This window comes from Prosthecobacter sp. (assembly GCF_044378005.1).
GTDB lineage: Bacteria > Verrucomicrobiota > Verrucomicrobiia > Verrucomicrobiales > Verrucomicrobiaceae > Prosthecobacter.
Window position 1 is genome coordinate 1 of the sequence record NZ_JBILYB010000083.1, and the last position, 26973, is coordinate 26973.

A 26973-nucleotide genomic window follows, 5' to 3' on the forward strand; every position below is an offset into this window, starting at 1 on the left:
CGCAGAGGCAGATGAGGCGATTGCCATCGAGCAAGGGATGACCTGAGAATCCCCACATGGGCGTTTTTGCATCGAACTCGGCTTTGAAATCATGCGACCACAGTACCTTGCCATTCGCGGCATCAAGACAGAGGAGATTTCCTTCCGCGCCGAGTGTCCATACCTTGCCCTCACTCACCACGGGTGTGCAGCGCGGGCCGGTGGAGTAGCTCATCGTGTAGGTGCAGTCGTAGCGATGCTCCCAGGTCTGCTCTCCTGTGGCAGCATCGAGACATAGCACGCGCTCCGTGCCAGGAATGATGCCGCGTGAGAAGGCATTGCCGGGTGCAGCACTCTTCTGCGCCACCTGACGATCCATGAGATAGACTTTGCCATTCGCGATGGCAGGTCCGGTGTAGCCGCCGCCGATCTTCGTGCGCCAAAGCACCTTCGGGCCGCCTGCTGGAAAGGCATCGACGATACCCGTCTCGCGCCATACACCATCACGCTGCGGGCCGAGCCACTGCGGCCAATCGTCGGCATGAAGAGCGGCGGAGACGAGGAGGAGGAGCAGCGTGCGCATGAGGCAAACAAACTCGCTCAGGAGGGTCATGTTGCGGACAATTTATGCACCGCCTTGCAAAGGCAGCTTCACCGTCACCACCGCACCGCCGTCTGGATGATTGCGCAGACTCATTTCGCCGCCATGCGCAGAGATGATCTCCTGCACCACGTTCAGCCCGACGCCCATGCCGCCTTCTTTTTCGGAAAAGAAAAGCTCTGCACCATGAGCCAGTGCTTTCTCTGTGAAGCCAGCGCCATGATCGCGAAAGCTGATCTCCACGCGTTGCTCCCGGCATTGCTGGGTGATCTCCAACTCACCTCCGCGCGGCATGGCCTTAATGCCATTGAGCATGATGTTGCGAAACACTTGCTGCAGACGTGTGCGGTCGCCCTGCATGGGCATTCGCGGGAGCTCTGGATGCCTGATCAGCACCCCCGCGTGATCCGCCTGCGCTTTCAGCGCCGCTACCGTCTCCGTCAGCACTTCACGGGCGTCCAGCGTCTGCATCTTCGGAGGCACGGGACGCGTGAGGTATAGCCACTGGTTCACCAGACCCTCAATCACCCGCGCCTCACTTTGCACATGTTGTAGCGACTGCGCGGACTCGGCATCCATCGCCCCCACATCCACGAGCTGTGCATGGAGCTGGATGGACGCGAGCGGGTTCTTGATCTCATGGGCCAGCCCCGTGGCCACACGGCCCAGCAGCGCCATGCGCTCGGATTGTTCGCGCCTCTGCCGCTCCTCGATCAGGTCATCACGCGCCTGTGTCAGCGCCCGCGCCAGCTCGCCGATCTCATCGCCACGCTCCGCCTCTGCGGGGACGTGATCTTTGGACGCAAAGAAGCCTTCAAGTCCGCGCGTGAGCTGCTGCACCGGCCGCACCACCTGCCGTGCGATCACCCAGCCCAGTGCGGCTGAGAGCAGCCAGAAGGCGAGCAGAGCATTCCGCGTCGCGAGATGCCACAGGCTCAGCGTCACCTCCGGCGTCCTGCGGATGAAGATCATGTCATGCCGCTCATCCAGCTTCAGCACGAGTGCCTGCCACTGGCCTGATAATTCATGCACTATTCCCATGGGCAGTGTTTTCAATGGAAGGGATTCATTCTCGGTGAGTGCTGGCTCCAGCAGGCCACTTTCATCACGGAAGTGAATCTGCATTCGCAGAAGCTTGCCGAGATCGTCTGCCAGTTTTGCACTACGCGGCAGATTCATGCGCTGAACAAAATCCGCGTCTGCCTGAGCCAGCGCCAAGAATACGCGCCCATGCTCAGCCTGCTGCTGATGCCGCAGCCAAGCTAGCAGCAGCAACGAACCCGCCACCACAAATGCAGCAAAGGTCACGACGAATCGCGTGGCGAGGCTGCGGTACTGTGGCATAAAGACGTCCATGCCGCTTCATCCACCTTTTGCGCCGCTGCGCAAGGTCCAGGAATGAGTTCGATTCGGACTCAGGCCTTCTTTCCAATAAAAGTCAGGTAGCGCCAGAGATCGCCATAGCCGTGCTTCACCTCGCAGACGAGGGGCAGGAAGTGCTGGCGGAGTTCATGGAGCACTTGGCCTTCCATACGGACATGGTTTACGCCCATCCAGCGGCGGAACCAGGCCCAGCGGCTCTGGTGAAAGTCCACGACAGCCACGAGACCTCGCTCACTAAGATCCTCACGGCAGATTCGAAGAACCTCTTCGAAGCCAGGGTTGATCATTGAGAGTGAATAGCTCAGGACGATGAGATCAAACTTCTGATTCATGGCCACGGGCGCATCGTAGCGACGATGCAGCAGGCCGACGCGGGTGCCGTAGCTTTTCACTTTGACGCGGGCGCGATCCAGCATGTCGCGGGAGAGATCGAGCCCCATGATCTGAGCTTTTGGGAAGCGTTCAGCCAGCTCCACCAGATTCTTTCCCGTTCCACATCCGATCTCCAAGATGCGCTGTGGCATGGTGATCTGCTGCGCTGCGCTGCGGATGAGTTTGCTGCGGCCAAAAAGAAAGGCCCAGCGGGTGAGATCGTAGATGCCAGCGTGCCAGCGATAGTAGCTCGCGAGCGAATCATTGTTCGTCGTTTCGGCAGCGGGGAGTGCGGTGGACATCGTGCTCATGCGGTGACTTTGGCAAGGAGTGTGCAGCCGTAGGTGCCCACGCGGTCCTGTGCGTGAGTGCGCGTGGCGAGGACGTCATTGAGCTGGAGCCGCTGACGGGCAAACTCAGGGATGAAGTCGATCATGGGACTAGCCGAGCGCATGAGGATGGTGGTGCCCGGCGTGCTGTTTTCCAAAATGAGCTGCCACTCTTCGGCAAGCGCCTGAGGTTTGTGTGCGGCGAGCCAGTCCTGGTGATCCAGCAGCACGAAGTGGCTGTAGGGACCTGGGTTTTCGCGGAGGAAATTCGCCACCGTGGTGCTGTGCGTGGTGATGCGGCTTACTCGCTCGCGCAGCGTGGGTTGATGCTCTTCTCGGAGGTAGTTCGGGCAGCACTCGCGGGTGTAGTGACCGGTGAGATAGACGCGCCAGAAGTAGTTTTCCCAAAACGGGATCTCGGTAAGCACGTGCTCCATCTTGGAGCGGATGTAGCCCGTGAGCCCGCCTTCGAATTGGGTCTCGATGAGGCGCACCTGGGCACGTGGGACGCCGAGCATCGTCATCGCCATCGGCTGACGCAGCAGCCAAGTTACGAGGCCACTCCAGAGCACCGGTTTGATGTGAGCATAGAGACGCTTCTGCTCCTCCAAGTCCGTCACTTGAAGCAGTGCATCGACATAATCACGCACCTTGCTGCTGCCAAAGAAGGTGTGCAGCGCGATCCACGCCATCTGTCCCGCCGTGCCGCGATAGTAGAAGGAAGGATTCAGCGGCGAGCTGCGGAAGTAGTAGCTCTTCGACTTCCAGTAACGGCTGGCGAAGGGATGCAGATCGGCACGCGATGTCTCCAGCAAGCCTTTAAAATCAGGATGACTGCCCTGGCCGAAGAGCTGGAAGAGTTCCTCAAACTCACCGCGCTGGATCATCGCGATCTTGAGCTGGAGAAGCGCATTCTGGCGAGGATTCATGTCCACCGCATGGATCTCGGCTGGACCATCGAGCAGATAGTCGAGCGCATTGCAGCCAGCGCTGGTGATCATCACCAAGCGGCTGTCCGACCGGAGATCCAGCATCTCACGATCTAGTCTCGGGTCCTCCCAGCAGGTGTTATAGACGAGATTCCCGCCATGAACTTGGCTGAAGATCGCATCCTGTGCGCGATGACTGATCGTGGGAGACTTGGGTTTCGTGCTCGTGGGCATGTCGGCCCACCAAGCTTCCTTTTTCCACAAACGCAGGCAGCTTCGTGCAACGAAATCGTTAGACCTGCACTACTTGAAGACCACGTCCACACCCATCGCGCTCTTGGAGGCAAAGCCGGGAATGAGTGTGGGTTTGCGGGCGGCGATGAGGCGATAGATCAGAGACAGGCCGTTCAGGATGATCATCCGATCCACCACGCGATAGCCACGCTGCCGACGCATGAGGAACTGCACGGCCCAGGCGAGGTAACGCGGGTTCAGCAGCAGTGGCTTGAAGTCGGTCTTGATGCGATAACGAGCCCGCAGGCCGCGCTTGGCATACTTGGTTTTGTAAGCGGCTTTGGCGGCAAGCAGGCGCGACTCGATGTCGGGTGCATCTTCGGCGAAGTAGTATTCACGGGCCAGAGCCAGCAGGCGGAAGGTGTCGCGCATATACTCGATGTCTGCCACGGGAACACCGGCGCGTTCGGCGAGCGGGATCATGCGGTCGAGATTATCGAGACAGCGGCGGGCACTGCGCAAAGCCGCGTCGGCATCGCGGACGAAGTAGCGGAGCAGTCGGCGGAGGCTGTGCGAAACGAAGATGTTTCCCCAATAGACCTGGAGCATCGGCGGGATGCGCACACGGCGGAAGAAGAGCTTCTGCCGTGCATATTCCTCGATGTAGAGCAGCTCGCGGACGCACTCGTCGGCGAGACGAAGTAGCTCCAGCAAAGCATCGGCATCGCCAAGACGGCGCTCTTTGGCAAAGTCACGCACAGCGTCTTCGACGAGCGCGCCGTGCCTCATGATGCGGATGGTGACGAAGGTATTCAGGTCCGTCCACACCGCTTCGGGATCGAGGAAGGCGAGCCGACGAAACGGCACCCAGCCGCCGGTTTGGCACCAGACCATGCAGCCGATCACATTCTCCGCCTGCCGCAGCTCGCGGGCATACTCTTCATAAAGCCAGCCGACAGGACTCGGATACTCGCCGCAGCCTTCGTATTCGCGCCGCGTTTGCAACTCCACAATCTTGGGCAGCGGAGTGCGGAAGAAGTTCCGATTCAGTGGCAGGTAGCGGAAGAAATCGCTCTCGCCATACTTCATCGAAACGACAAGCGCTGAGCTGGTGATGCCTTCAAACACACTCGCGAAGGTATCGCGATGCCACATCAGATCGCCGATGGGATACGCGCCGACCGTCCAGGTGCGGAAGATCATGCGGCGGCCATGCTTTTCAAAGACGGGCAGCAGAGCGAGCAGGAACTCACGTGCATCATCAGGCGTCTTGATGACAAGCTGGCTATGGAAGTCGTCCTTCACATCCTTGCCGTCGGATTCACCAATGCGGACGATGACGCCTGCTACCTCGGGAAAGTCGATGAAGAAGCGGTCGAGAAGCTCGGCGAGGTAGTCATTCGGCGACTTGTGCGCGATGCGCAGGCTCTTCAGCAACCACGGCGTCGCGGAGAAGACATCCATCGTGACATGAATGGCGAGACCTGCGTTTTTCAGCACGGCAAAACAGCGCTGCATCTCCGTGCGATACCGCTGAATGCGCTGGCGCACTTCCGGCTCGATCATGTCGTGCAGAGCAAGGTGGGCGACATCGTCGATGGAGGCTGCATTGAAGCCCCAGCTCGCCGCCTGCCGCGCCAGCACATTCAAATCACGACACACCTGCTCCCACCACGCCGCTCCCTGACGCCCGGCATGATCCCAGGGGATCTTCGACCAGTTGATGACACGCCGCTCGTAGCCGCGAAAGAACGGCCCGATGGTGTCGATGAGGTGAAGTTCAGTCACGCGCGGCTGCGATGCGGCATCCTGTCCACGACGCAAAAGGCCAAGCGTGACGAAAGTGTCACTTCAGCTTCCAGAGCGTCTTGTCACTGCGCACATAAACCGCGCCGTTGCTGATGGCTGGGGAACAAAGGACGGTTTCCTTCAGCTCGACGGTGTGGATGACTTCGCCTTCTTTGGCGGTGGTATCGACGACTTGGAAGTCGCCGCGCTCGCTGGCGATGTAGATGTATTTGCCAGCGGCGACGGGGGAGCCGCTCATGGGGCCTTTGAGGCGGAGTTTCCAGGCTTCGTCACCGTTGGCGAGGCTAGCTTTCACGAGCACGCCGGCTCCGTTGAGCACGTAAAGGGAGTCACCGACTACCACTGGGCTGCCGGTGCCGGGCTTGAGGCCAGTGGCGCGCCAGAGCTGGGAGACGGAGCCTTTCTCGGGGGTCAAAGCGGTGACGCCATTCGAGGGGACGTAGATCGCATTTTCGGTCACGGCGGAGCTGGGGGTGGTGGAGGCACCGTCGGTGTAGTCCCACTCGATCTCGCCTGTGCGTGGGTTCACGCCGGTCAGACCTTTGCTCGATTGCAAGGCGACTGCGCCTTTGAAGACGACGGCGCTGGTCCAGTTCGCCGCTTTCGGGCGCTCCTTCTTCCAGCGGTTCTTGCCAGTCGCCACATCAATGCCGACGGCCAGGGACTCGCTGTCGTTCTCGCTCTGCACCACGAGGGTGTCACCCACGACGACGGGGGAAGAAGCCATACCGAGGCTGTTGCTGGCATTGGCATAATCAAAGGTCAGCCCGCGCAGCCAAAGCAGGTTGCCCGCGAGGTCGAAGGCGAAGAGATCGTTCGACGAATACAGCGCGAAGACGCGCTCGCCATCGCTGCAAGGCGTCGGCGCGGCCACGCTGGTCTTGTTGTGCGCCATCGTGCGGCCCGTGGCCTTCATCACGCGTTCCCAGAGCTTCTTGCCATCGGCAGCGCTGAAGCAAAACACATGCAGGCTCGCCTGATCCGGCCCGCTGGAGCAGGTGACGAAGACCTTGTCTCCCACCACGATCGGACTGCTCAACCCACGCCCCGGCAGCTCCACCTTCCAGTCGATGGCGACCTTGGGACCAGGAGCCGTGGCTTCGGTGGAAACAGCAGAAGCATTCGGGCCGCGGAACTGCGGCCAGTCGGCGGCGAGCGCCAATGACGAATGCAGAATGACGAGTGACAAAAGGAGAGTGAGGGCGGGTTTCATGGGAGGCGGGATTGATCGAGAGCTGCTTTGTTTCGGCGAGATTGGTAGAAATCACGGAGTTTGGAACGGTATTCGACAACAGACCGGTCCAGCAGGAATAGGTAGCTGATCAAAAGCTGGAGAATGATTTTCAACCAAGAGGTGGTCGCACTAAGGCCAGACTTTTCCGTCAGCATCAAAACAAGAGTGAGAGCACACGTGCATGTAAGTGCCCAGCCCCAAAACACCTGCAAGCTTGGTGCGTGGAAGGCAATGAAGTATGCAAACAAGGCGCTTGGAAGATATGCGGCGCTATGCCAAACGAGCGTCCAGCCGCCACCCTGCCAGTAACTGCTATCCGAAGATACCAATAGCATCGCCAACATAGCAGAAGCCACTGTTACCAGCTTAGCCGTCGGCCGATTGGGAATGGATGCAGTGCCAAACATGACCGTGAAAGCCTCATCTTACTTCTTCGCCAAAATCGCAGTGCCCGTGTCATCACATACACGGAGCTGGAACTGCCATTCGACGGTCCAGGATTCGGTTTGCTCGTTCTGGCAGCATTTGACGAGGATCTTGTTTTTACCCTTCTGGAGCTTCACGGGGAGCTTGTATTGGTCGAGCTTGGCGCCGCGATGGTATTCATCACGGGCGAAGATGAGCTGGCCGTTGAGCCAGACTTTCCAGCCGTTTTTGCAGCCGAGGCGGATCTGGGCTTCGCGCTCTTCGCCTGAATCAAATTCGGTGTAGGCGTAGCCGGTGACCTCTTTGAGGATGGTGTAGGGCTTGTTGAAGTCGATCTGGCCGTACTCGTCCGTGCTGGTGTAGTCGATCCATTTGGCGTCGGCGTTTTTGCCGGGATAGCTGGCGGTGAGATCGATCTTTTCTTCGGGAGGGAAGACGGTGTCGAAGCCCTTGCGCTCGACATTCGTGAAGGGCGCGATCAGCTTCCAACTGCGCACGAAACCGAAGTGCTTTGGCAGATCGACGGGGCTGCCGAGGTCCTTGAGTTTTTTGGCGAGGTCTTTGATCTGATCTTCATCGCGAGCGCCTTTCATGGCCTGCTGAAAGGCGGTCAAAGCGGCGTCCTTCTTGCCCTGCTCCAGCGCTTCGTCGCCAGTGCTGGTAAGCTTCGACACGGGATGGCGGCGGAGTTCGCTGCTGGGATCTTCGAGGAGCTGCGGGGTGATTTTCTCCGCCAACTCGGGTTTCGCACGCTGGATGATGTCGAAGGCGACGACACGAGGCGCGGCGCTGTTCTTCGTGTCCATGAGGAATGCCTGCACCGCCTCGACTGGGAGCTTCTTCGCCTCGATGGCCTGATCCACGACGACCCCGACGGCGGCGCGCAGCCAGTTTTCAGCCAGCGGATTGGCCCCGTTCATGGCGGCGAGGATTTCCGGCAGGGCGGTAGGATCTGCTTTGGCGATCTGCTGCCAGGCGGCGGTGGCTTTTTCATTGCCTTCACCTTCCTTGCTGACGGCGCGGAGGTCGGCCAGCGGTTGCGTGAGTGTGGCAGCAGACAGGCTGGAGGCGAAAAGGAGGCCGAGGAGAGCGGGGATTTTCATGCGATGGGCGATGCTAGTCACAAAGAACGCTCGCCGCCAAGAGACAGTTTCGGGGCATCTGACATCCATTATTCGCGGCAGCGTTTTGGAGTGCTCCAGTCCTCTGGAGCTTTCGCAGACCTGTGGACACTCGAAAGCGCCGGAGGTCCGGCGCACTCCAGGACGCTGCCGCGCTGCATGACACTCCGTCTTGCGCAGGTGCTCTGCCATTCGTAAGCCCTGACTGCACGAATGCTTCCCTCCATCAACAACCTCAAGCTCCCCGACGTCTGGCAGCACCAGGCGGTGAATTTGCTGCGCGAGGGTTGCGACGTGGTGGTGAGTGCGCCGACGGGGGCGGGGAAGACCTACATTTTCGAGCTGCTACATCAGTCGCGCTCGCTCCAGGGGCAGGCGGTTTACACCGTGCCGACTCGGGCGCTGGCGAATGACAAGTATGCCGAGTGGAAGGACGCAAAGTGGAACGTTGGCATCGCCACGGGGGATGTTTCCGAAAACGTCGGCGCTCCGCTGCTGGTGGCCACGCTGGAGACTCAGCTCGAAAGGCTGGTGCGTGGGGAAGGCCCAGCGCTGCTGGTGATCGACGAATACCAGATGATCGGCGATGACCAGCGCGGATCGCACTACGAGGCGGCCATCGCGCTCGCGCCGAAGGAAACGCGGCTACTGCTGCTGAGCGGCTCCGTGGCGAATCCCGAGGATGTCGCCGCCTGGATGCAGCGCCTCGGCCGTCGCGCCGAAGTGGTGATGACGAAAGAGCGCCCGGTGCCGCTGGATGAGATGCCGTGGGAAAGCCTGCCGCAACGCATGGCGCGGCATTTTGAGCAGTTCTGGCCGAAATTCGCCGCCGCTGTGATGCTGGCGGATCTGGCCCCGCTGCTCATCTTTTCACCCCGGCGTAAAGAAGCGGAAAACATCGCCCGCCGACTCGCCGCAGATTTGCCTGCGGGCGATCCGCTGGAGCTGACGCCGGAGCAGCGGGCCGTATGCGGAAAGGATCTGGCGAACCTGCTTGAGAAGCGCATCGCCTTTCATCACAGCGGTCTGAGCTATGCGGCACGGGCGGGAGTGATCGAGCCACTGGCAAAGGCGGGCCAGCTCCGAGTCATCGCCGCCACGATGGGGCTCGCGGCGGGCATCAATTTCTCCGTCCGCAGTGTGCACGTCGCGGCCACGACCTTCCACGATGGCAAGAGCGAGCACAAACTCGCCCCCGATGAGCTTTTGCAAATGTATGGCCGTGCCGGCAGACGCGGGCTGGACGAGCGCGGCTACGTGGTGACGACGCGGCAGAGTCCCTCGCTTTTCGATGCTCGGCCTGCCCGCCTGCATCGCAGCAATCTGCTCGCCTGGCCGATCTTCCTCCGCGTGATGAAACACGCCGCGCAGACGCAGCAAAACGCTTTTCAGGAGGCGGAGAAATTCGCCCAGCGACTCTTTGCTAAAGCACCGCCGCTGCTCGGGCTGGAAGCCGAGGTGCCTGAAGGGGCGCTCCAGGGCGAACTCCAGAATGCGAAGGCCCTCTTCGGCCTCGAAGCCACCGAGAAGCAGATCCTCAACTCACGTGGCGAGTGGGAGCGCAAATCCACCACGCCGCCGGAGTGGCTGCCTTTGGCGCAGGCATGGATCGCCAGCACGGAAAAGATCGCGCTCGCACTGAGCGTGCCTGGCTTTGTGGCGCAGTTCGCGCATGGCATCGGGCGCGTGGGGAAGCTGGCGAAAGAGCGCTACGGCGTGGAGATCCCGCTCGGCTCGAAGCTCGATGATCAGCCCGGCGATATCCGCCCCACGAAGAGTCTGCGGAAGATGCTCAAACTGCCGAAGAAGCTCGAAGCCATCCCGGTCGAGGAAGTCGAGATTCTGCACGGCAGCGCACTCATGGAGGCTTTGCATCAGTCCTATGCGTCGCATGAAACTCATGAGTCCCATGGCCTTCCGACGCTCACACGCACCGTCGAAAAAGAAGGCCTCGTCTTTGCCGTCTTCGATCTCGGAGAGATCAGCGTGTCCGTCTATCGCGATTCACACGGCGTGCCTCTGCATCGTCCGCAGGAGCGCACGCGTGTAGTGAAAAATGACACTGGCGTCCACACCGCAGCCGAGTCGGCCTCGGATCGTCAACCTCGCACCGGCTCCCCCATCCATGCCTGGCGCTCGCTGGGGCTGATCGATGAAGACGGTGCGCCGACACGACGCGGGGAGGTTTTCTCCTTCTTCCAAGGTGGGGAAGGGCTCGCCATCGCCGCCGCTTTGGAGGACGACGGCTATCCCATCGACGACCTCGTCCGCCATCTCGCGAACCTGCGTGGCGGCACGAAGTTCGACATGCCGATGGCTTGCGACTCTGAGCGACTCGGCGCCATCTGCCGGAACACTTACGGCTTCATCAATCACCACGGCTACCTGGAGCACGGCCTGCCGCCCGATTACGGCGAAGGCACCGCCGAGCTGCTGGATGCCCTGCTGCATCCTGAAAGCCCCGATGCCCGCGAACTCCGCCAGCAGGACGTGGCCGAGGGCGACATCTCCCGCGCCTACATCGAGTGGCTCAGCCTGCTGCGACACATCATCCACGCCCCGCAGCATCCTTGGCAACGCTGGCAGGCACTTCAGGACGAGTGCAGCAAAGTTTTAAAACACCACGGCAAAGCCCTGCGCCACCTCTTCTACCTCGACCTCCCGCCGCTCACGAACAAACAACGCCACGGGAAGACGAAGCATCACCTGCTGGCGCGGTAGGCTGAGCAAGCCGGTGCCCTGTGGAATCGATCCTGGTTTCTTTGCGCAGGTTGGACAGCCGCCGAGGGCGTCATGCCACGGCTAAATCTTTTGCCACGCTGGCGCAGAAAGACGTCATCTGAATGCGTTGATAGCGCCCGCCATGCGTCACGCTCTCATTCTCCTCCTCGCCTTCTTTTCCTTCACGCTTCAGGCAGCGCTGCCGCCGGAGCAGCGCATCGTCTTCCTCGGCGACAGCATCACGCAGGGCGGTGGGTATGTGGAGTTCATCGAGGCGGCGCTCATCGCGCAGCACCCGGACTCGGACAAAAAGATCATCCCCATCGGCCTCAGCAGTGAGACGGTGAGTGGCCTGAGCGAAGACGGGCACGCGGGTGGCAAGTTCCCCCGCCCTGATCTGCATGAGCGTCTCGACCGCGTGCTGGAAAAGGCGAAGCCGCAGCTCGTCTTCGCCTGCTATGGCATGAACGACGGCATCTACTTCCCACTCGGCGAGGAACGCTTTCAGGCCTTCAAGAACGGCATGAAGAAGCTGCATGACAAGGTCGTGGCCACCGGCGCGCGCATCATTCACCTCACGCCGCCTGTATTTGACCCGGTGCCGATCAAAGCCCGCGTGCTGCCCGGCGGTCTGGCGGCCTACCCTCAACCCTACGAGGGCTACAACACGGTGCTGGATGCCTATGCCGAATGGCTGCTGAGCATGAGAAAAGAAGGCTGGGAGGTGCTGGACATCCACGGCCCCTTCAATGCCGCGCTGGCCGAGAAGCGGAAGACAGATGCGCAGTTCACCTTCTCCAAAGATGGCGTGCATCCCGGCCCAGAAGGTCATCTGATCATGGCCAGCGCAGTGCTGAATGCCTGGGAGCTGAAGGTGAAGGCCGACGGCACGCCTGACCACGTCAATGGCGCGGCGATCTTGAACGCGATCAAAAAGAAGCACGCCATCCTCCGCCCGGCCTGGCTCAGCCACACCGGCCACAAACGCCCCGGAGTCGCCCCCGGCCTGCCTTTGCCCGAAGCGGAAAGCAAAGCCGCCACTCTCGATGCTGAGGCCCGTCGTCTGGCAAAGTCAGCGGAGATCGAGATCCCCAACAAGACGGGCGAGTGGAATGGCTATGCGAAGCACGAGCTCATGATCGCGGACAAGTCCGTGACGATCGTGGCACCGAAAAAAGCAGCGGCCGGTCGCCCGTGGGTCTGGCATGGGGAGTTCTTCGGGCACAAGCCTGCGCCTGACATCGCGCTGCTGGGCAAGGGCTTCCATATCGTGTACATGAAGATCAATGACATGCTCGGCTGCCCGGATGCGGTGAAGCTTTGGAACCAATGCCATGCCGAGTTGACCACGAGCTACGGTCTGAGCCAGAAGCCATCCCTCGTTGGCCTCAGCCGCGGTGGCCTCTACTGCTACAACTGGGCCACCGCCAATCCTGACAAGGTCTCCTGCATCTACGGTGATGCCCCCGTGTGTGATTTTAAAAGCTGGCCCGGCGGCAAGGGCAAAGGCAAGGGCGACCCGAGAAACTGGGGCTTTGTGCTTAAACTCTGGGGCTTCAAAGACGAAGCCTCCGCACTCGCCTACCAGGGCAATCCGGTGGACAGCCTCGCCCCGCTGGCCAAGGCAGGCGTGCCGCTGCTGCATGTCTTTGGCGATGCGGATGACGTGGTGCCCTGGGATGAAAATACCGGGCTCATCGAGTCACGCTACAAGGCGCTCGGCGGCAGCATCACGATGATTCGCAAACCGGGCATCGGCCATCATCCGCATGGTTTGGACGACTCGACGCCGATCATCGAGTTCATCGCCAAGCACGCGAAGTGATCCTCACTCGGGCCGGTTCCGCATCATGTCGGCCACTTGAGCGAAGAAAGGAATCATCACCTCCGCCGCCTCGGGGCTGATTTCCACTTCGCGCATCGCCTCGCCCATCAGCTTCAGCCATTGATCCCGCTCAGCGAGACCGATGGAGAAGGGGATGTGTCTCATGCGCAAACGCGGATGCCCGCGCTCCTGAAGATAGGTTTGTGGACCACCAAAACGATAGACCAGGAAGTCGGCGAGGCGCTTCTCCGAGCCCGCCCAGTCATCCGCTGGATACATCTTGCCGATGAGCGGGTCCGTTTTCACCCGGCTGTAAAAAGCCGCCACGGTGGCGCGCAGCTTTTCTTCTCCAACATGCTGGTTCAGGGTGTCGATCGTGATCATGGAATCATGACTCATCGACATGTGCCGCGATCAGGCAAGAACGGTTTGTAGCTGAATTTTGCGAAGGTGAGTTCGGAAACACGAAGAACTGCTCCTCCAGCCTGGCACAGGGTTACTTCTTCTCCAGCAGCACAGCGCCCGAGAGGATAGCGCTCGTGGTCGGTGTGGTGGCGGTGACGGGGGGCATGGCACCGAGATCGGCATCTTGGGGCAGCTCGGGAAGGAGGAAGTGACCTGCGCCGATGGGTGAGACGCCATCGTGGGTGAGGATGCCGCTGAAGGTGGCGGTGCGCTTGAACTTCTTACCCGCGAAGGCGGCGCGTAGGTCATCGTCCTCAACGATGAAGCTTCCGCCGAAGAGACCTGTGGTGGCACTGAGGCTGGTGAGCTTTACGCTGCCTGGATTCCCAGCGGAAAGCAGGGCGGGCAGCTTGGCTTTGTTCCCGGCGAGAATGTCGAATTCATCCACATCAGGGTCGATGTCGGAGGGCAGGCCGCCTGCGGTGAAGAGCAACTGCGCTTTGTCCACGCCAACGGTCATGCCGAGGATGAGTGCCGGTGCCACGGGCGGGGTGAAGAGAGCCCCGACTGCCGTGATGGTCTCAGGCCCGTAGCCACTGGGGTAAGTGCGCGACTTCGTGTTGGCCGGACGCAGCCATGAAGCCGTCCCACCGAGCACGTTGGAGTCGAGATTGCCGGAGTCGAGCAGGTCGATGTCGAGCTCGCCGAGCAAGGAGCCTTTCGACACGAGAGTCTGGAAAAGCAGGATCTGCCCCTGCGGTCCGGCGAAGGTGGCGCAGGTGTAGCTTTCGCCATCGCCCGTTTTGCCAGCGAGGGTGAGTTTGCCATCTTTGGCGAGGGTGAAGGAACCGAAGCCATCTCCACGCGGCATGGTCAGCGGTGCGACGGGTGGACGCAGGGCAAAGGTGAAAAGCTTCGGCAAGGCTGTGGCCAGATTCAGCGGTGGGGTGCCCGTCGCCTTCCAGACATGCCGCCAGCCCTCGACGGCTGCGGAGTGAGTGGGATCATCCAGCGTGGAAGTGCCGGTGGCGAGCTTGTTGGCAGCAGGATCGAGCGTGAACTCAAAGGTCAGCGTGGTCTTGCCCGTCCTCGGGATGGTGATGGTCGCCGTAGGTGGAGCCAATGGCGGGACTGAGTCGATGACGATGCTGCCTTTGAAGGGAACTTTGGCCGTCCCGAGCAGGAAGGAACCACTGACCACGCCCGTGCTGGCGATGGTGAAGTCCACTCGCCCGCCAAGCCCGCCATTCAGAGCTGCCTCGCGTGCCACTGTACCCGTGAAGCTACCCACAACTCCCGCCGGCAATGGCGCGATGGTGATGGTCTCTTCCGCACTCGAAGTGCTGCCTGCACTGTTTGTGGCCGTGACGATGATTTTGTAATCTTTGGCCTCCGTCGGCACACCAGAAATGAGCCCAGTCTTGGTATTCAGAAGCACGCCCGTTGGGAGGGTCTTCGCCGAGTAGGAGGCCGGGGACTCACTCAGTCCGCCGTTCAGTTTGATCTGGTGCGTGTATTCACTGCCCACAGCTCCATCCGGCATGTTTTGCGCCTGGGTGACCTGCGGTTTCGCATTGAAGACACGCACATCGAAGGTTCCAGCGATCAACGTACTGCCCGGCACTGAAGCCTCGCAGGTATAAACACCGGAATCGGTGGCCACATCGAGCGTGTCGAGCGTGAGAGTCTTCAGTGTTTCTGCGAGCGTTTCGATCACGGGTGGGGCACCCGAGGTCTTTTTCCAGGTTAGCGTGGCAGCGCCTGAGACTGTCACCGTCGGCTTCACAGTCGTGCCCGCAAACTGCACGAGCAACTGCGTCACCGGCTTCACCACGGCGAGCACGACGGGGACACTTTCCACCGATTCACCCGCTGCCGAGACGACGACGGAAAAGTTCCCCCCGTCCGTCAGTTTCACTGCTGAAAAGGCGAGCGTGGCCGTGGTGGCACCCTTGATGTTCGTGCCGTTTTTCTTCCACTGGAAAGTCGGCGTCAGTGTCGGGTGCGTGGCGGCGACGGTGAGTGAGGCAAGTTTGCCCTCTTCCTGAATGACCGCCACAGGTGGCACATTGATGGTGGGTGCATTGGTGCCAGAGCCGGCGAGGCTGATGTCGAAAGGATTCTCATTCGAGTCATTGCTGGTGATGCGCAGGGTGGCGGCACGGGCACCGCTGGCTGTCGGAGTGAAGGTGACGTTAAAGGTCGTGCTGGCTGTGGGAACGAGTGTCGTGCCGCCAAGAACAGAGGTCACAAACTCGGACGCCTGGGCTCCAATGACACTCAGCGTGAGCCCCGTCAGATCCTCTGTGCCATCATTCGTCACGGTCAAAGACCGCACTTCGGACTGGTTAAGCTGTTTCGTGCCAAAGTTCACGGTGGAGCTGCCATCGTTCAGTTCCGCTCCGCCCGTCAGCTCGACAGTGATCTCGGCGAGGCTCGGTGGCGAGGCAGTCACGGTGACTGCCTTTGTCGGACCAAAGCCGAAGTCCCGCCCAGAAATGATGGGTGACACAGCCAGCAAAAAATCGCCCGTCACAAGCGGGGTGAAGGGGAAAAGCCCATTGTCCACGAGTGTGGTGGTCGTCGCACCATCAAGGTTCACCAGGTTGGCAAAGGAGATCGCGTCGATGTACCAGCCGACACCATCGTCCGTCTGGTTGAAAAGGCTGCCGCTGAAGAAGCTGTAGTTAAAGCGAAGCCGGATGTCTTTCCCCGCAAAGGCAGCCAGATCGACGTTTTGTGACTGAAAAGTGAGCTCTCCAGCTCCGCCTGTGCCTGCCTGGGTGAAAACAGCACTCCAGGTGGAACCGGAATCCGTGGAGATCTCCACACGGGCGATCTGGTCCGACGTGGCAAAACCCAGGCGGCTGCGGAATGACAGACTGGCTCCAGCTTTGACGTGGAAGGCGTTGGTGTAGGTCAGCGTCTGCGTCCCAGCTCCCGGGTTCGCCATGCGATAAGCCCCCGTGCCTGAATGCTTCACTGTCGTGGAGGTACTGCTGTAAACGCCTGACTTAACCACCGTGACGCGGGTCAGATTATCGGCTTCATCTGCCAGCGCATTCAGGTTTGCGATGGTCCGCGCCTTATAGCCAGAAGCACCCGGCACCGTATTGTGGGTTAGATTCGTGGTCAGCAAGGCCCCCATGGCGGCGGGGCCTGATAGGGAGGGTGGCACATAGGCCGGGATGAAATCCACCTTGACGTTCGCACCACCCACGATCTGTGCCGAGGCATCGCCGCTGGCACCGAGACCTGAAAACGTCACCGCCCGAGTGGCATCAGTGGTCGGTACCGGCACGGTGTAACCTCCAGAGTTTGCTGTCACCGCGTGGAAGCTGGAGCCATCCACATTCACCGTCAGCCCGCCGATGCCCTCGCCCAGATCGTAGAAGCTGTTGCCATTCAGATCGTAGTAGGCCACACCCGTGACGAAAGCTTGATTGTTCGGGCTGCCGACACCGAGATCCTGCGTGATGACCTGGGGGCCGACGGTGTTGCCACCCACCGTGTTTGTGCCAGTCACTATGCCGATGCCTATCTCCCGAAAATCACCGTGGATGTTCACACGATGACCGCGCCCAGCCTGCATCCCATCTGTATCCGGCGGATTGTCCGGACCCCAGTCGATCTGAAATCCCGCGTGGCTGAAGAAAGTATCCTTGCCGGTGCTAAAGACATTCTCCCCGACGCTATCGAAACTGTAACCGGCTGCCAGCGCACGCTGCCCGATCGTCGAGCCACCGCTCCCAGTATGCGTCTGCGTAGCCGTATCAAAGAGGAACTGCGAGTGTAAACGGGCTGCCCCAGTAAGTTGCGCATTCATCGCCAAGGGTGGCCGGACTTGCAGGACCGCAAACTCGTTTTTCAGCATGTTCAAGTTCACCGCAAAGCCACCAGGCGCAGGTCCCACCGCCACGAGTACATCAGGGTGAGTTGAGGTCGCCAGCATGATCCCTTCCGCCGTTGGGTTGGCGCGCGCACGGTTGATCAGTTCGAGCGAGAGCTGTTCGTCGTCCGTCGGATTGCCGATGGAATAAAGCGTCGTCTGCCCGGTGAAATCCGCCGCCTGGATCGTCAGCACTTCTTTTGCTTCACGATGTTCCACCGGCGGCGGAACCGGAGGTGCGGGTGATGTCTGGGCCAACAATGGTGAAGCCAGCAGGAACATGCTCAAGAATGCTTTCATTTTTTCAAATCTCCTTCAGTTCAAACACCTTACAAGGGCTGACTCGCCTGATTTTATCTGCATCGTTTGATTTCGCCCTTTTCATCCCGCCTGCGCCCGGCATCATCGGCAATCCTTCGCCCACTCATGCTCCCAGACATCGCCTCCCTCGCGCACTCGCTCAGCATCTCGAATGAACATCTCGCGCTTTACGGCACGGACAAAGCCAAGATCTCCCTCAAGGCACTGAAGGACAAGCCGCAGAAGGGCAAGCTCATCCTCGTCTCTGCGATCACACCCACTCCCGCTGGCGAAGGCAAGACGACGATGTCCATCGGACTCGCGCAGGGTTTGAAGAGGATCGGCCAAAGTGTCGCCCTCGCGCTGCGGCAGCCTTCCATGGGCCCTGTCTTCGGGCGCAAAGGCGGTGCCACGGGCGGTGGTAAAAGCACCGTGCAGCCCTCGCAGAGCATCAACCTCCACTTCACCGGCGATTTCCACGCCATCACCAGCGCGCACAACCTGCTCAGCTCTGTGCTGGACAATCAGATCTTCAATCAACAAACCCGCCTCACGCCCTCGACACTGCTCTGGAAACGCGTGCTCGATGTGAATGATCGCGCCCTCCGCCGCATCCGCACCAGCGCCGGAGCCGCCACCGAGCGCGCCACAGGCTTCGACATCACCGCCGCCTCGGAAGTAATGGCCATTCTTTGTTTGTCCGAGTCCCTCGCCGACCTCCGCGCGCGGCTCGACCGCATCGTCACGGGTTTCACTCCCGAAGGCGAACCCGTGCTCGCCAAAGAAGCCCGCGCCACCGGAGCTTTGCTCGCGCTGCTTCGCGATGCCCTCCAGCCCAACCTCGTTCAGTCCGTCGAAGGCGTGCCCGCCTTCCTCCATGGCGGCCCCTTTGCGAACATCGCCCACGGTTGCAACTCCGTGCTCGCCACCCGCATGGCGCTCGCACACGCCGACTACGCCGTTACCGAGGCTGGCTTCGCCTTCGATCTCGGCGGAGAAAAATTCATGCACATCAAGTGCCGCCAGTCAGGATTGCAGCCTGAGGCCATCGTCATCGTCGCCACGGTGCGCGCTTTGAAAATGCACGGCGGAGTCGCTCTCGACGCCCTCACCCATCCTGATCCCGAGGCGCTGAAAAAGGGCCTCGATAACCTCGCCGCCCATCTCGACAGCGCCCAGCAGTTCCAGCGGCCCGTCATCGTGGCGATCAACCAGTTCACCAACGACAGCGCCGAGGAGATCGCCCTCGTGAAGGAGTTCTGTGCCGAGCGCGGCGTGCCCTGCGCTCTCGCCAATGTCTTCGGCGAAGGTGGTGCCGGAGCCACCCAGCTCGCTGAAACCGTGCTCGGAGCCCTGGCGAAGGCCGAATCCAAGCCTCTGCCCTTCCTTTATCAACCCCACGACAGCGTCGAGCAGAAGCTCCACGCCATCGCCACCCGCATCTATGGTGCCGACGGCGTCACGCTCACGGATGAAGCGAAGGCCAAGTTCGCCCTCTTCGACAAGAGCGACTTCGGTCACCTGCCCCTGTGCATGGCGAAGACGCAGAACTCCCTCTCCGACGACGCCACCAAGCTCGGCCGCCCGAAAGGTTTCACCGTCACCGTGCGCGACTTCGAGATCGCCAACGGTGCCGGTTTCCTCGTCGCCCTCACCGGCACCATGATGCGCATGCCCGCCCTCCCCAAAGTGCCAGCGGCGGAGCGCATCCAGGTCAGCGAGGATGGCGTGATCAGTGGGATTTGATTTCTTGCGCCGTGTGAGTCCCCCGACTAAACCCCGCGCGTGCACACCGCCTTCGTCCTCGGCGCGGGGCTCGGAGAGCGGCTGCGGCCGCTGACCGATCAGCTCCCGAAGCCTCTCATCCCCGTTTTTCATAAGCCGCTCATCACCTATGCCTTCGACCATCTCATGGCGGCGGGGGTGACGTCCTTCGTGGTGAACACGCATCATCTGCCGCAGGCCTACGCGCAGACTTTTCCGGACGGCAGCTATCGCGACGCACCCATCGCCTTTCGGCATGAGGCACCGGTGCGTCTGGAAACCGCCGGCGGCATCGCCAACGTGCGTGACCTGCTCGGCAGCGAGCCCTTCATCGTCTATAACGGCGACATCCTCACCACGCTGCCGCTGGAGCCACTGATCCGCGAGCATCGGGAGAGTGGGAATCTCGTCACCCTCGCCCTGCGCAGTGTCGGGCCTGCACAGCACATCGCGTTTGATCCAGCCACGCGTCGCGTCACCGACATTCGGAACATGCTCGGCACCGGCAATCCCGGCACGCATCTCTTCACCGGCATCTACATTTGCGATCCCGCGTTTCACGACTGGCTCACGCCGGGGAAAGTCGAGTCCGTCATCCCCATCTTCCTGAAAATGATCCAGCAGGGTGAAAAGCTCGGCGCTGTCGTGCTCGATGAAGGCGACTGGTGGGATCTCGGCAGCCGCGCCGCGTATCTCGAAGCCCATCACGCCCTCGCCACCTCGGGCCGGAATCCCGCGCCTGCCATCCATCCCAGCGCTCAGGTTTCCAGCGAGGCCAAACTCACCGGCCTGAACGTCATCGGCCCCAACGCCATCGTCGAAGCCGGGTCACAGCTCGAAGACTGCATCCTCTGGCCCGGAGCACGAGTCACCAGCGGCAGCTATCTGAAACGCTGCATCGTCCGCAGCGGAATCACCGTCACCGGCAGCCACGAAGACGCTGACTTGTGAGCAGATCAGCCCGCTCTCCGGGGCTGAGGCTGTTCTTGGGCTTCGATCACGCCGCGTGCTTCCACGATGCCCGGAACCGAGCCTCAGATTTGGGCAAGTGGTGCTGTCAGGCCGGAATCTGAGCCTCAGATTTGGGCAGGCGGTGCTGTCAGGTCGGAATCTTAGCCTCAGATTCGGGCAGGCGGTGCTGTCAGGTCGGAATCTTAGCCTCAGATTCGGGCAGGCGATGCTGTCAGGTCGGAATCTGAGCCTCGGATTCGGGCAGGCGATGCCGCTCTGGGAGGCGCTTTCCCTCAGACATTCTGGATTTCTTGGGAGCAAACAACCCTTGCCTCCGCCCCATCTGCGGTCATAGCCTCCGCCTCCTTTTACGGCTACCGCCCATGCCTCCCGAACACGAAGCCTTGCTCATCCTCACCCGCCAGCAGTTCCCCGAACTGGAGGGCGTGGACTGCGTGGTGGAGGCCATCCTCAAAGGCGGCTCCGACCGGCATTACTACCGCTTTGAGTGGTCTGGTGAAAAGCACCCGCCGATGGTGCTCATGGTCTATACTATGGCCCGACGCGACAACCCGAAGTTCGTGCCCGCGACACGCCGACTGGCCGCGCTCGGGGTGAATGTGCCAGCCATCTACGCCTTTGATGAGCAGCGCCTCTTTGTCTGGCTCCAGGATCTGGGGCGCGACGACCTCCATGCCCATGGTGACGAGCCCTGGGAGCAGCGGCGCCCGCTCTACGAGGCCACTTTGCGCGAGGCGGCGAAGATCCACGGTGTCACGGCGGAAAGCCTAGCCGCGGAGGAAATCGCGGCCATGGAGCCTGAGTTCAACGAAGGCATGTATGAGTGGGAGCAGAACTACTTCCTGGAGCACTTCGTCCACGGCCATCTCGGGCGTGGGGCGGATGCGCAAGGCGAAGCCCATGCGGCCCTCACCCAGCTCCGCCAGCGCCTAGCCCAGCTGCCGCGCTGCCTCGTGCATCGCGACTTTCAGAGTCAAAACGTCCTCATGCGTGATGGCTCGGCCTGGCTCGTCGATTACCAAGGCCTGCGCCCCGGTCTGGCGGAGTACGACCTCGCCTCGCTGCTCTTTGATCCCTATGTGACGATGAGCCGCAGCGAGCGGCATGACCTGCTCAGTTACTACGCCGAGCTGCGTGGGCTGGACCTGCCGGAGCTGCGGGAGATCTTTTACCTCTGCGCCGCCCAGCGCCTCATGCAGGCTCTGGGTGCTTACGCGAATTTGTATCGAAACCAGGGCAAAGCGCACTTCGAGCAGCACATCCCCGCCGGGGTGAGAAACCTCAGCATCGTGTGTGAAGAGGCACCCGAGCTCGCTCCCTTGCTCACGCTCTTCACCTGACCTTCTGATGCACGCCTTCCTACCCGCCGAAGGTTGCGCCGAGTTCCTGGCCGATGAGTTGAAGCGCTCCGGTGCCCAGGTTCAGCCGCAGGGGCATCACGACTTCGTTATCGGCGATACACTGCCGCAGCCACCGCTTCTCGCCTTTGCCCGCCAGACACTGCCGGATGCCCGCGAAGTGCTCGGAGCCTCCATCAATGGCTGGGCGGATGCCATCATCGAAGCCATGCTCACCACGCTGGGCGACGACGATCCCTGGCAGCTCCACCTCTGGCCGCAGTATGGCGAAGGCCGCGCCGGGCATCACCGCTGCGAGCTGATCCACACCGCCTTCACCGAGCGGCTGAAAAAGCGTCGCCGCGTTCGACTGAAGCACGAGCAGGCGCAGCTCTATGCCAGCACCGCTCTCGTCCAAGCCGCGCTCACCGCCCCCGATGCCGGATTCGTCTCCGTCACCACCGCCGCGCGCCGACAGGAACTTCGCGCCATCGTCTCCGACTTCATCACGGGCGAAATTCCTCATGCCGAAGACAAGGCCGCGCCTTCACGAGCCTTCGCGAAGGTCGTCGAGGCTGAACTGCGCCTCGGGCAGAAGATCGAACGCGGCCAGACCTGCGTCGATCTCGGCGCTGCGCCAGGAAGCTGGACCTACGTCGCCATCCAGCGCGGAGCCAGCGCCATCGCCGTCGATCGCTCGGAGCTGCGCGATGACCTCATGCGCAGCCCACGCCTGCATTTTCATCAGGGCGATGCCTTCAAATTCAAACCCGAGCAAACGGTCGATTGGCTCATCTGCGACATCATCGCCGCACCCCAACGCAGCATGGATCTCCTGCTCGAATGGCTGCGAGAGCAGCGCATGAGGCGCTTCATCGTCACGATCAAATTCAAAGGCACCGACGAGTATCACCTGCTTGATCAGCTCAAGCGCGAAGCGCCGGCGCTCTGCTCCGACTTCCGCCTCACCCGCCTCTGCGCGAACAAAAACGAGGTCACGGCTTTCGGGATCACTTCCCCTGCTCTTTGACCACGTCACGGGCGAGCTTCAGGGCATCGCCGCCGACATCGAGCAGTGCGTCCGAGACACCTTTTTGCTTCCGCTCGGGGAGTGGTGTGCGCGGTGCACCGCTCGGGTTGTAGCAGTTGACATCGGGCAATGGGACGGACTTGCCGGTCTTGGCATCTATGACGGTGGCTCCTGCTTTGGGCTGCTCTTTAGGCGCTTCTTCGGGCTTCTTTTCGGCAGGCTTTTCAGGCTCAGGCTTCTTTTCCGGCAGGGATTCCGGCGGCTTGGCATCGGTCATTTTTTCCTCGGCGGCCTTGGAGCGCACGGCCTGGTAGAGCAGATTGTAATTGTGCCGGATGGCGGCAGGAAAGGTCACGCGACCAGGCTCAACGATCTTTTCCCGCAGCAGTTTCGACGAGAGGTCCGCCACGAGATCTGTGCCGATCTTCACCGCGCGGTCCACATACGGTGCGGCCACAGAAGTGGAGGCGGAGGCACCGCCTTTGATCAGCTCGCTGCTGATCGTGCGACCCTGAAGCGCGAGACTGCTCTGTGCGGTGACGAGCGTGCCATCGGCGGCGAAGCTCAGCTCCAGGCTGGCGTGGTCATCCGTGGCCATGAAGCCGCGCACATGGTCGATGCGCACGGAAACAAAGATGCCGCCATCGGGCGAGGGCGACATCTCGGGCTGATAAGTGCGATAAGTGGCCTCGGAGATTTCATACTCGGCAGCCTTGCCCTTGCGCGCCTTCCAGCCGCCGAGGCTCGTGCCAAAAACATCGACATCAATCTCCACCGCCGCCTCGGCGGACAGGGAACAGAGCAGGCTGAGGAGCAGGAGATGAGTCTTCATGGGGGGGAATCTGCCACGTCTGGCGCGGAAGGCGTGGTTAAACTGGTTCCCGCAGCGTGTTATTCAAGCGCGTTTCGTCCTTGTGACCCACCGAGGGAATGCGCCATGATTTCCACCGTCATGACTCCTCCCACCTCCCCCGACTTGAAGCGCCGCTCATTCCTTCGCGCGGCATTTTCCGGCGCTGCCATCACGCCGGGTCTGCTGTCTGCCGCCGATGTGGAGAAAGCCATCGCGCAGAGCGAGGGCAAGTTTCATGAGCCGGCCATGGATCTGCCGCTCGTCGAGGATGCGGATGTCATCGTCTGCGGTGCCGGACCTGCGGGTGTCGCTGCCGCCATCACCGCCGCTCGTTCGGGTGCTAAAGTCCGCGTCTTCGAGTGGCGTGGCTGCCTCGGTGGAGTCTGGACCGCCGGCCTGCTCGGCTACCTGCTCGACTTTGACAAACCTGGTTTCAACCAAGAGCTGCTGAAACGTCTGGATGAACGCGACATGCGCCGCGGTACCAGCAAGCAGAGCATCTGCTACGAACCCGAAGGCATGAAGCTGCTGCTCGAAGAGATGTTTGTGGAAGCAGGCGTGAAGTTCCAATTCCACACCCGCGTCTCCGCCGCCTACAAGGAAGGCAATCGACTGACCACCATCGTCACGGAGTCCAAGTCAGGTCGCCAGGCATGGCGCGCGCCGGTGTTTATCGACACCACGGGCGATGGCGATCTCGGCGCGCTCGCAGGCTGCGCCTTTGAGTTTGGCGAAGCTGAAGCCTGCCCCTGCCAGCCGATGTCGCTGAATGCGCTGCTCGTGTGCAAAGATGCCGAAGCTCTCGCGGCCTACATTCACAAGTCTGATCCCAGCAAAGCCGATGGTCTAGCCAAGGATGCCTTCCTGGCTGAGATCAAACGCACGGGACACTTTCCCTCCTACTCGAAGCCGACACTCTGGCAGGTGCGGGATAATTTGCTGCTTGTGATGATGAACCACGAATACGGCGTGCCCTGCTTTGATGCCGCGAAGATCACCGAAGCCACCGTCCGCGCCCGCGCCGAAATGAACAAGATCGTCAACGGCCTGCGCAAGCTCGGCGGCCCGTGGGAGGCTCTGCAAATCGCCGCCACAGCCGAACAGATCGGCGTGCGTGATGGACGCCGCATCGCGGGTCGCTACACGGTGAACAAAGACGACCTCATCGCCGGAGCACGCTACGATGACGCCATCGTACGTCCGACCTTCCCCGTGGATATTCACGCGCTGAGCAAGGAAGCCAACAAGACCGCCGCCTACAGCAACGCCGGCGTGAAAGTGAAGCCCTACGACATCCCACTGCGTGCGCTCATCGCCAAAGATGTGGACGGCTTGATGATGGCAGGCCGCTGCATCAGTGGCGATTTCATCGCCCACGCCAGCTATCGCGTTACTGGTAACTCCGTCGCCATGGGGGAGGCCGCTGGCGTCACCGCCGCGCTCGCCGCCACGAGCAAGCGCCTGCCGCACGACGTGCCCTGGAGTGAAGGTGAGGCCAAATTGAAGGTGCTTGGACAACGCGTCTGAAGCTACCATGAAGCGGCACTTCGTGAACTCCGTGAGCTTTGACCACGGAGCCATCGTGGACTGGGACGAGCATCCCTTCACCGTGCCCGCCATTCGGGAACTTCGCACGTTGCAACTGCATCCCAAGGTGACCTTCTTTGTCGGTGAGAATGGTTCGGGAAAGTCCACCTTGCTGGAAGCACTGGCTGAGAAGCTCGGCTTCAAGGCGGAAGGCGGCAGCCGCATCGCCAGTCCCGGCACTCATGCCTATACCTCACCGCTGACCCAGCATCTGACTCTGTCACGCACTAGCAATCGGCCCATGGATGGCTTCTTTCTGCGCGCCGAAAGCTTCTACAACTGGGCCACGGAACTGGACGAACTCGAAGCCACACCCTTCTGCGGAGGCGTCTTGCGTTCCTACGGTGGCAAAAGCCTCCATGAGCAGTCGCATGGTGAATCATTTCTGAATCTGCTCACCAGGCGCATCGACGGCCAGGGCCTCTTCCTTTTCGATGAGCCCGAGGCCGCTCTCTCACCCCAGCGACAGCTCTCCATGCTCGTGCGGATGCATGACTTGGTGGGCGACTTTTCCCAGTTCATCATCGCCACCCATTCCCCTCTGATCATGGCCTATCCAGATGCCTGGATCTATCACTTCGGCCCAGAGGGCATTCAGCGCATCGAGTATGAGGAAACCGAGCACTACCTGATCACCCGCCGCTTCCTTCAGGATCGTCACACGATGATGAAGCGCCTCTTTGCGGACCCGGAAGAGCCTGAGAACTGACCTCTCACAGACAGGTTTCAGTCCTCCATCGCGTTAAAGGTCATCTCATGAATTGCCTTATCCGCTGCTTCTCACTGCTTCTCATTCTGTCCCTGTCGGCCCAAGCTCAGACCACCGATCCAAAGCCACTCGTCGATCAGGTGCTCACCGCCGTCGGCGGGAAGGAGAAGCTGCTCACGCTTTTCCGAATCAAAGAGATCTTCCACTTCGGCGCGACTCCTGAACCAGCAGAGGGAAAGAAGCGCTCCACGCGTGAGTCCGTGATCGAGCCGCCGAAGTACTGGTGGCTCGGCAAAAAGGAGCGTGCTGAGGAGCCCGCGAAGTATGACGTCTGGGCCTGGACGCTCGGCATCTTCACCGCCCCAGAATCGAAGATCGAAGTCATCCCCGACATGACCGACGAAGGCAAAGTCTGCTTCGGTCTGCGTGTGAGCGGATCGGTCACACCCGCGATGGATTTCTACTTCGACAAATCAACGAGCCTCCTCCAGCGCCTCGACTGGCGCGGCGACTTCTACCGCTTCTCCGAGTGGAAAGAACACGACGGCGCGAAGTATGCCAGCCGCACCGTGATCTTCAAGAAAGCAGGCGGAAAGCCTTGGTTCTTCCACGAAGTCACGGGTGTTGAACGACTGAAGGAGTTGCCAGAAGGGCTGGCGAGGTGACTTTTTGCGACTTTGGCCTACGGCACCACGACCTTGGCATTCGCCTGAATGCCGCCGGTGAAGGTCAGCATCAGGGAGAGTTGCCCATCTTGCAGGAAGACTCGGCGGCCCAGGGCTCCGCCCGTGGTCGTGCCGTTCAGCAGGGCGGTGATCGCTGTCACCGTCCGTGGGGTGCCGTCCACGTCGAGCACATCGCCCTCACGCACGGCCAGCTTCACGGCTCCGCTTTCGTTGATCACCCACAGGCCCGTGTCGTTCGTGGTGGTCACGCCACCGACTCCGGTGGTCATCGTCGCCTGGAACATCGGCTGGGCGGTGCCGGGCAGCGCGATCTGGCTCAGCCGGTAGAAGGTGCTGCCGACGACTCCGGGCGCTTCGCTGCCTTCTCTTGCGACAAGTGCGAGCCCGTTCGTGGCGTGCTGCGCCCACAGGCCTTTGTCATTCACGTTGGTCACCACTCCGCTGCCACGCACTTCACCTTTGACGAGGTATTCGTAGT

General features: G+C 61.1%; 21 protein-coding genes. 9 read left to right on the forward strand and 12 right to left on the reverse strand.

All coding sequences use genetic code 11. From position 1 onward, the window contains the following. From AC6FTP_RS15845 to AC6FTP_RS15880, 8 genes are all read right to left on the reverse strand, one after another. Positions 1 to 592 (reverse strand): outer membrane protein assembly factor BamB family protein (locus tag AC6FTP_RS15845; RefSeq protein WP_497207889.1); only part of this gene is annotated, 592 nt, incomplete at its 3' end. 12 nt (positions 593 to 604) lie between these two features. Continuing rightward, on the reverse strand, positions 605 to 1924 hold the full coding sequence (locus AC6FTP_RS15850) for a sensor histidine kinase (protein ID WP_497207890.1): 1320 nt from the start codon (positions 1922 to 1924) through the stop codon (positions 605 to 607). A 71-nt stretch (positions 1925 to 1995) separates the two neighbouring features. Beyond that, positions 1996 to 2637, reverse strand: a complete 642-nt coding sequence (locus tag AC6FTP_RS15855; protein WP_497207891.1) for a class I SAM-dependent methyltransferase — start codon at positions 2635 to 2637, stop codon at positions 1996 to 1998. Between the two features lie 5 nt (positions 2638 to 2642). Further along, positions 2643 to 3827 (reverse strand): BtaA family protein, encoded by a 1185-nt coding sequence (locus tag AC6FTP_RS15860; protein WP_497207892.1) that lies wholly within the window; start codon positions 3825 to 3827, stop codon positions 2643 to 2645. A gap of 69 nt (positions 3828 to 3896) precedes the next feature. Continuing rightward, entirely contained in the window at positions 3897 to 5615 is a 1719-nt protein-coding gene (locus AC6FTP_RS15865; RefSeq protein ID WP_497207893.1) for a hypothetical protein, read from the reverse strand. A gap of 58 nt (positions 5616 to 5673) precedes the next feature. After that, entirely contained in the window at positions 5674 to 6849 is a 1176-nt protein-coding gene (locus tag AC6FTP_RS15870) for an outer membrane protein assembly factor BamB family protein (RefSeq protein ID WP_497207894.1), read from the reverse strand. Then, the gene (locus AC6FTP_RS15875) at positions 6846 to 7277 is read right to left on the reverse strand and encodes a hypothetical protein (RefSeq protein ID WP_497207895.1); all 432 of its coding nucleotides are present in this window, start codon (positions 7275 to 7277) and stop codon (positions 6846 to 6848) included. The genes AC6FTP_RS15870 and AC6FTP_RS15875 overlap by 4 nt, the downstream gene beginning before the upstream one ends. An 18-nt stretch (positions 7278 to 7295) precedes the next feature. Further along, on the reverse strand, positions 7296 to 8399 hold the full coding sequence (locus AC6FTP_RS15880; protein ID WP_497207896.1) for a hypothetical protein: 1104 nt from the start codon (positions 8397 to 8399) through the stop codon (positions 7296 to 7298). A gap of 231 nt (positions 8400 to 8630) precedes the next feature. On the opposite strand from AC6FTP_RS15880, the gene AC6FTP_RS15885 reads away from it, so the two are divergent. Both AC6FTP_RS15885 and AC6FTP_RS15890 read left to right on the forward strand, forming a co-directional pair. Beyond that, the gene (locus AC6FTP_RS15885) at positions 8631 to 11138 is read left to right on the forward strand and encodes a DEAD/DEAH box helicase (RefSeq protein ID WP_497207897.1); all 2508 of its coding nucleotides are present in this window, start codon (positions 8631 to 8633) and stop codon (positions 11136 to 11138) included. A 142-nt stretch (positions 11139 to 11280) separates the two neighbouring features. Then, the gene (locus AC6FTP_RS15890) at positions 11281 to 12963 is read left to right on the forward strand and encodes an SGNH/GDSL hydrolase family protein (protein WP_497207898.1); all 1683 of its coding nucleotides are present in this window, start codon (positions 11281 to 11283) and stop codon (positions 12961 to 12963) included. A gap of 3 nt (positions 12964 to 12966) precedes the next feature. Here the strand turns inward: AC6FTP_RS15890 and AC6FTP_RS15895 are convergent, their stop codons facing one another. Together AC6FTP_RS15895 and AC6FTP_RS15900 are read right to left on the reverse strand one after the other, a co-directional pair. Continuing rightward, positions 12967 to 13347, reverse strand: coding sequence for a globin domain-containing protein (locus tag AC6FTP_RS15895; RefSeq protein ID WP_497203900.1), 381 nt, complete (start codon positions 13345 to 13347; stop codon positions 12967 to 12969). A gap of 112 nt (positions 13348 to 13459) precedes the next feature. Further along, on the reverse strand, positions 13460 to 17557 hold the full coding sequence (locus AC6FTP_RS15900) for a choice-of-anchor D domain-containing protein (protein WP_497207899.1): 4098 nt from the start codon (positions 17555 to 17557) through the stop codon (positions 13460 to 13462). Positions 17558 to 17683: 126 nt separating this feature from the next. Here AC6FTP_RS15900 and AC6FTP_RS15905 point away from each other — a divergent pair, with 126 nt between their 5' ends. The 4 genes from AC6FTP_RS15905 (at position 17684) to AC6FTP_RS15920 (ending at position 22660) form a co-directional block, all read left to right on the forward strand. Beyond that, positions 17684 to 19303 (forward strand): formate--tetrahydrofolate ligase, encoded by a 1620-nt coding sequence (locus AC6FTP_RS15905; protein ID WP_497207900.1) that lies wholly within the window; start codon positions 17684 to 17686, stop codon positions 19301 to 19303. A 39-nt stretch (positions 19304 to 19342) separates the two neighbouring features. After that, positions 19343 to 20272, forward strand: coding sequence for a nucleotidyltransferase family protein (locus AC6FTP_RS15910; RefSeq protein WP_497207901.1), 930 nt, complete (start codon positions 19343 to 19345; stop codon positions 20270 to 20272). A gap of 383 nt (positions 20273 to 20655) precedes the next feature. After that, a complete protein-coding gene (locus AC6FTP_RS15915; RefSeq protein WP_497207902.1) occupies positions 20656 to 21633 on the forward strand; it encodes an aminoglycoside phosphotransferase family protein in 978 nt (325 codons plus the stop codon). A 7-nt stretch (positions 21634 to 21640) separates the two neighbouring features. Beyond that, positions 21641 to 22660, forward strand: a complete 1020-nt coding sequence (locus AC6FTP_RS15920; RefSeq protein ID WP_497207903.1) for an SAM-dependent methyltransferase — start codon at positions 21641 to 21643, stop codon at positions 22658 to 22660. Here AC6FTP_RS15920 and AC6FTP_RS15925 read toward each other — a convergent pair. Continuing rightward, positions 22641 to 23492 carry a hypothetical protein gene (locus AC6FTP_RS15925; RefSeq protein WP_497207904.1) on the reverse strand — a complete coding sequence of 284 codons (852 nt, stop codon included), beginning with the start codon at positions 23490 to 23492 and terminating at the stop codon, positions 22641 to 22643. The two genes, AC6FTP_RS15920 and AC6FTP_RS15925, sit on opposite strands and share 20 nt — an antisense overlap. A 120-nt stretch (positions 23493 to 23612) precedes the next feature. On the opposite strand from AC6FTP_RS15925, the gene AC6FTP_RS15930 reads away from it, so the two are divergent. Genes AC6FTP_RS15930 through AC6FTP_RS15940 form a run of 3 tightly spaced genes read left to right on the forward strand, consistent with a single transcriptional unit; the run spans position 23613 to position 26474 of the window. After that, a complete protein-coding gene (locus AC6FTP_RS15930) occupies positions 23613 to 25040 on the forward strand; it encodes an FAD-dependent oxidoreductase (protein ID WP_497207905.1) in 1428 nt (475 codons plus the stop codon). Positions 25041 to 25047: 7 nt separating this feature from the next. Next, complete coding sequence (locus AC6FTP_RS15935) at positions 25048 to 25809, forward strand: AAA family ATPase (RefSeq protein ID WP_497207906.1); 762 nt, start codon at positions 25048 to 25050, stop codon at positions 25807 to 25809. 47 nt (positions 25810 to 25856) lie between these two features. Then, positions 25857 to 26474, forward strand: coding sequence for a hypothetical protein (locus AC6FTP_RS15940; RefSeq protein WP_497207907.1), 618 nt, complete (start codon positions 25857 to 25859; stop codon positions 26472 to 26474). 17 nt (positions 26475 to 26491) lie between these two features. Here AC6FTP_RS15940 and AC6FTP_RS15945 read toward each other — a convergent pair. Then, positions 26492 to 26973 (reverse strand): DUF7453 family protein (locus tag AC6FTP_RS15945; protein ID WP_497207908.1); only part of this gene is annotated, 482 nt, incomplete at its 5' end.

Excerpts from the sequence above, each read along its gene's own strand:
- AC6FTP_RS15925 (WP_497207904.1), bottom strand. The coding sequence starts at position 23,492 with ATGAAGACTCATCTCCTGCTCCTCAGCCTGCTCTGTTCCCTGTCCGCC.
- AC6FTP_RS15880 (WP_497207896.1), bottom strand. The coding sequence starts at position 8,399 with ATGAAAATCCCCGCTCTCCTCGGCCTCCTTTTCGCCTCCAGCCTGTCT.
- AC6FTP_RS15870 (WP_497207894.1), bottom strand. The coding sequence starts at position 6,849 with ATGAAACCCGCCCTCACTCTCCTTTTGTCACTCGTCATTCTGCATTCG.
- AC6FTP_RS15935 (WP_497207906.1), top strand. The coding sequence starts at position 25,048 with ATGAAGCGGCACTTCGTGAACTCCGTGAGCTTTGACCACGGAGCCATC.
- AC6FTP_RS15885 (WP_497207897.1), top strand. The coding sequence starts at position 8,631 with ATGCTTCCCTCCATCAACAACCTCAAGCTCCCCGACGTCTGGCAGCAC.
- AC6FTP_RS15920 (WP_497207903.1), top strand. The coding sequence starts at position 21,641 with ATGCACGCCTTCCTACCCGCCGAAGGTTGCGCCGAGTTCCTGGCCGAT.
- AC6FTP_RS15905 (WP_497207900.1), top strand. The coding sequence starts at position 17,684 with ATGCTCCCAGACATCGCCTCCCTCGCGCACTCGCTCAGCATCTCGAAT.
- AC6FTP_RS15930 (WP_497207905.1), top strand. The coding sequence starts at position 23,613 with ATGACTCCTCCCACCTCCCCCGACTTGAAGCGCCGCTCATTCCTTCGC.
- AC6FTP_RS15895 (WP_497203900.1), bottom strand. The coding sequence starts at position 13,347 with ATGATCACGATCGACACCCTGAACCAGCATGTTGGAGAAGAAAAGCTG.
- AC6FTP_RS15855 (WP_497207891.1), bottom strand. The coding sequence starts at position 2,637 with ATGTCCACCGCACTCCCCGCTGCCGAAACGACGAACAATGATTCGCTC.
- AC6FTP_RS15860 (WP_497207892.1), bottom strand. The coding sequence starts at position 3,827 with ATGCCCACGAGCACGAAACCCAAGTCTCCCACGATCAGTCATCGCGCA.
- AC6FTP_RS15915 (WP_497207902.1), top strand. The coding sequence starts at position 20,656 with ATGCCTCCCGAACACGAAGCCTTGCTCATCCTCACCCGCCAGCAGTTC.
- AC6FTP_RS15940 (WP_497207907.1), top strand. The coding sequence starts at position 25,857 with ATGAATTGCCTTATCCGCTGCTTCTCACTGCTTCTCATTCTGTCCCTG.
- AC6FTP_RS15850 (WP_497207890.1), bottom strand. The coding sequence starts at position 1,924 with ATGCCACAGTACCGCAGCCTCGCCACGCGATTCGTCGTGACCTTTGCT.
- AC6FTP_RS15890 (WP_497207898.1), top strand. The coding sequence starts at position 11,281 with ATGCGTCACGCTCTCATTCTCCTCCTCGCCTTCTTTTCCTTCACGCTT.
- AC6FTP_RS15875 (WP_497207895.1), bottom strand. The coding sequence starts at position 7,277 with ATGTTTGGCACTGCATCCATTCCCAATCGGCCGACGGCTAAGCTGGTA.
- AC6FTP_RS15900 (WP_497207899.1), bottom strand. The coding sequence starts at position 17,557 with ATGAAAGCATTCTTGAGCATGTTCCTGCTGGCTTCACCATTGTTGGCC.